This window comes from Moorena sp. SIO2C4 (assembly GCF_010672485.1).
Taxonomy (GTDB): Bacteria; Cyanobacteriota; Cyanobacteriia; order Cyanobacteriales; family Coleofasciculaceae; genus Moorena; species Moorena producens.
This window is the reverse complement of the sequence record NZ_JAAHGN010000597.1, coordinates 1-4,596: the sequence shown is the minus strand read 5'-3', so window position 1 is coordinate 4,596 and position 4,596 is coordinate 1. Positions and strand designations below refer to the sequence as shown.

General features: G+C 42.3%; 4 protein-coding genes. 2 read left to right on the top strand and 2 right to left on the bottom strand.

Features of this window, described 5'->3' with window-relative positions:
- Together F6K20_RS25290 and F6K20_RS25285 are read left to right on the top strand one after the other, a co-directional pair.
- On the top strand, positions 1-260 hold a 260-nt coding region (locus F6K20_RS25290; protein WP_502708874.1), incomplete at its 5' end, for a hypothetical protein.
- A 6-nt stretch (positions 261-266) separates the two neighbouring features.
- Positions 267-716 carry a PIN domain-containing protein gene (locus F6K20_RS25285; protein WP_287296472.1) on the top strand — a complete coding sequence of 150 codons (450 nt, stop codon included), beginning with the start codon at positions 267-269 and terminating at the stop codon, positions 714-716.
- Positions 717-1,046: 330 nt separating this feature from the next.
- Here F6K20_RS25285 and F6K20_RS25280 read toward each other — a convergent pair whose 3' ends face one another.
- The gene (locus F6K20_RS25280) at positions 1,047-1,697 is read right to left on the bottom strand and encodes a hypothetical protein (RefSeq protein WP_287296470.1); all 651 of its coding nucleotides are present in this window, start codon (positions 1,695-1,697) and stop codon (positions 1,047-1,049) included.
- 206 nt (positions 1,698-1,903) lie between these two features.
- The coding region (locus F6K20_RS25275; protein ID WP_287296468.1) for an RHS repeat-associated core domain-containing protein at positions 1,904-4,596 on the bottom strand (2,693 nt) is incomplete at its 5' end.

Below are 4,596 nucleotides of genomic sequence, written 5' to 3'. Positions count from 1 at the left end.
TTGAAAATATTCCCGACGAACAGATTCCACAATTATTACAAATCATTCGTTTATTTCGTCAAAGCCAAATGACGAATAAAGAATCTGTATATCATTGGCAAAAAGCGATGGCTCGGCTGGAAAAATCGGATCCAATTCAACGAAAACAGCAACAACAAAAGTTAAAGGAGTTATTTCAATCTTGGAATGAGTTAGACGAAGAACAAGACCAAAAAGAAACTTGGAAAATCATTAAATCGAGCAAAGGAGTTGTGATTTAACCTAAGATGAGCAAAGTGATAGTTTTAGATTCAGCCCCTGTTGGTTTAATTACAAATCCAAAAGGCGCTGCGTTGTCACTGCAATGTCAAGAATGGTTTTATAATATTTTTGACCGAGGATATGATGTTGTTTTACCTGAAATTATCGATTATGAAATTAGACGAGAACTATTACGAGCAAATAAGGTATCGGGAATCAAGAAACTAAATCGCCTTAAAGCCGAAATAATCTATCTCCCGATTACTACAGAAGTTATGTTAAAAGCTGCCGAATTATGGGCGGAAGTCAGAAAAAAAGGTAAACCAACAGCGGATCCTAAAGCTTTAGATGGAGATGTTATTTTAGCCGCTCAAGCTATTTTAGTTACTAATTATGGGTATGAAGTTACTGTGGCAACCAATAATACAAAGCACCTATCTTTATTTGTCGATGCTCGGGAATGGCAAGAAATTTAAAAATTTAGAATGAATGAAGCCCAGTAAGGGATGGTGCGTTCTGTAATATTCGGTCAATAAATGTCTTGATAGATCTTTTGTAATCGAACGCACCCTACTTGAGTGACGCCCGCACTATCTCTTCCATCGTGCCAGCATGTTTTTGGTTAAATTCACCTATCTCTCGATTAACCTCATTTTTCGCAACTTGTACGTCTGGTGAATTTTTATCCCTCACCGCTTGATCTATCGCCTCTTCCGCTTTTGTGCTCTCTGCTTTATCCTCTGTAGTAGAGCTATCGGTACTAGCAGTATTTTAAGCAGATTTAGAAAAATCAAATAGCTTTTCTCTTAAGGCATAGGCATCACGAACGAACTAATTTGCTCTGGTGGAAGTTGTTTCGCGTCTGCTATTTTTTGATTGATATCCTTAATCTCAGCATCCAGTTCATCTTTGGTCATATTAAACAAATGACCACCAATGGGTTTACCGGCTTTACTTGACCCTAAGGCATCATAATGCTGGCTATAGGACTCTTTGAAGTTATCCAGTAAGGTTTGATAATCAGGGCCAGATTCATTGGTATCTGAGTCATTTTTTGTCCCACCATCGGGAGAATCGCTATCACGCTTGGTATTGGTTAAATGATCCATTAAAGCATAGGTATCCTTGAGCATTTTTTTGGTATTGTCGGAAGGGACTTTTACCGCTTTCTCCATCGCCTGAGCGAGTTGATCAACTTGTTGATTTATCTCACTCTCGGTCATGGTAAATGGATTTTTTAATTGATCGAAGCCTTTTACAGCCTCCAATTTCTTAAACATATCACCGGTAGAATCTTGAAAAGAGGCTAGTTCCGACCTTGAGATGGGCTGACCACTTGACCTTTGGTCTCTCAGACCTTGCGCCTGCTTTAAAAAAGAGGCTACATCATCTTTGGACAGGTTAGAAGCACCAGCAAGGGCCTCACTCAATTTCTCAATCTCAGCCTCTGTGGTCATACCGGTGATCGGATTAATTTTTCCTTGTGATTGGGACTTAAAAGAATAAGAAGATGCTTTTGAAGACTATTTCGCTTTTTGGGGTTGGGTTGGTGTGTTATACTTTCGAATAGCGCACCCTACAAGTTGGGCGATCGCACTTTTAAGACAGTCGCTACAAGAGCAGCGATCGCACTTTCAGGACATCCCAGCATTGAGTTATTTGCTTATAACGCTAGCAATAACGCAACTTCCACGCCTATTTCAATTTCTTCCGGCAGTGCCTCCACTTCCGCAGCGCCAGCCACTTCCGCAACACCCATTCCCACTCCTTCTTCTCCGCTGGCAGCGGCACTAGCAGAACCCACGCCTTCATCGGCAGCACTTTCACCTGCTGTTTCGCCAGCACCTTCTTCCCCTTCAGCCGCATCTTCTTCCCTACCGCAGTTATGAACCAATAACTTGTCTTCAGAAACAAAAAAGTTATGAGCTTTGTCAACGGAAAGATTATAAGCAGGAAAAGCGTCTTCTACATACTCAACCGTTACGCTTTCCAGCAGCACCGACGTGCCATCTTGGGTACGGATGGCATCCCCCTGTTTTAATTTTCCTGCTGGTATCCAGCCTCGGCCTTCGACATAAAAAGGATGCTCCGTTGTTGTGCCGATGGTGTTTCCTGATTCCGTCCTCAGCGCAACTGAATCGTGATGCAATTTTACAGATTTTGCTGTAACGGGAAATAAATCCGTTTGTCGAGTTTTTTCGTTATAGCCCCATATTTTCTCTTTGAGTTGGAGATCTTTGATCGTTTTCATGCCTGTTTCCGTAGCAACTTTAGTAGTCTGTATAAAACTTACTACAATTGTTGGTATTGTTGGACAACCTCTGCCTCTGCCTATGAATGATGGTTGCTCATACTCTGGTTGTGGCTCCTCCAATCTGAGTGATGGTGGCTCATACTCTGGTTGTGGCTCCTCCAAACTGTTCCGGGCACCTCTTTCTGCGCGCACCCGAGCCTCGAGACCCTTAAATTGGTCCTCGCTTAATTCTGTCAGTCTTGATCGACTATAAGGACCCCTTTCCCCTAAAGGATCCTCTTCAGCTTTCAATTTCTTTGCAAGGCGTTTATCGAGTGCACCGCACACAGCCGAAATTGCAGCTGTTCCTCCAAAAGTTGCTGCCAAGGCAATATGCGTTCTTTTCCCTGTTTTTGAGAGGCCTTCCTCATTGAGGGTAGCACCAAATACTGAAGCCGCACCAGCTGATAAACTTGCGAATGCTAGTAATCCTCCACCAGTATTGGATATGGTTGATGCCGAACCTACAGCAAAACCACAGGCATGCCCACTAGGATCGATAGAAGCCACAGGGTTATTCAACACATAAGCATATCGATTAAACGCATCCTGGGTAAACCTGCTAGCACCGAGTTGGCTATCGCGAGTGATAAATCGCGCCATCTCAGGATCGTAATAACGGGCATTAAAATAATAGAGTTGGGTATCATCCAGTTCCTTGCTACCAAATTTAGGACGGAAGTCAGAGAGATCCGGTGAGCTTTTATCAAGCACAATCTTTCCGTAAGGTTCATAAACCACATGTTTATTTTCTGAACCAGAGACCACCTCGGTACTATTCACTTGGTTTTTATGAAAAAAGATGACTTTTTCATCTGTAGCCACTCCATCCGCACCCCAAGTTTTCTTGACCGCAGCAATCTTGCCGACATAGCTTGTGCTTGTTAGTTCTGAGCCAGTTTTTTGAATAATATAGCTAGGATCTACATAGAGGACAGTTTGGTCTTTTCCTTGATTCTTCTTGATAATTCTTCGACCACTACTGGCATATTGATATTCTTCATTAAAGCCTGGTTGCTCTGCCTGTTGGGCTGAACGGAGTCGGTTTTTCCCATCATAAATATAACCCCAGGCATCTGCGCCGTTGGTTTTAAAAAACAAATTCCCATTATCATCGTAAGAAAAATTCGTTTCCCCCTTGCTGGACTTTGCTGATAATACTCGGTTTCCCTCAAACTGATCGTAGATCACCGATCCATCATTAGAATCCCCGGTATAACTCTTTTGGGTCATATTGCCGGAGGGGTCATAATCATAGGTAATGGTACCGTAGAGCTCCGAAGAACTCGCTGTCTTCAAGCGGTTGTTTTCGTATGTAAAAGACTGGCTTTTTCCTGCCTCTGAATTATTGATGTTAAGTAAATTCCCGAGTTGATCCCAATTATAAGTATAGTGAAGCAGAACGCCCTGGATATCGGACAACATCCCTTCTTGGCGTTCTATCATTTCTCGATTTTGGTTAATCTTTGTTTTTAGAGAGTTGATTTCTTCTAATAACGCTTCCTTTTTGGCGTCGTCATCAGCGAGAGTTGCCAGTTCATTTTGCCAGTCCTGATTTTTTTGTTGAAGCAAGAGATTTTCATTTTTTAGATGCTGAATTTCCCGATACTTTTCCTGTAGCTCTTGACTCTCCTGTAAGGGTTGGTTGCTTATCAGCCTATGGTTTGCTAATAAACCAGACTCGGGATAATAGGCTAGTTCCTCGATTTCTGTCGGAGCCAGCACCAGATTGGGGCTAACGGTTGTTGGATTATAGTATTCAATTTGACCTACTCTGGAACGAACATTGTAATCCTCAAAATCGGCATATTTTTGCGTTGTATTCTGGGTTTCGTAGCTAACCGATTCCAGAAATCCACTGTAATCCTGGTAGGCTTTAATCACTGTGCTATCGTCTGGAAGAGTTTTGGTTAATAATCTTCCTGTGGGGGTATAAGTCATGCCAAATTGGCAACCTCGTTCACTATATTGAGGACAGGCGGTTTCCAATTCTGCTTGGTATTCATTCGGCAACAATACTGCCTTATCGATAACGTTCCCTTGGGAGTTATATTGATTAAAGA

Coding starts and splice junctions, on each gene's coding strand:
- F6K20_RS25285 (WP_287296472.1), top strand. CDS start 267: ATGAGCAAAGTGATAGTTTTAGATTCAGCCCCTGTTGGTTTAATTACA.
- F6K20_RS25280 (WP_287296470.1), bottom strand. CDS start 1,697: ATGACCACAGAGGCTGAGATTGAGAAATTGAGTGAGGCCCTTGCTGGT.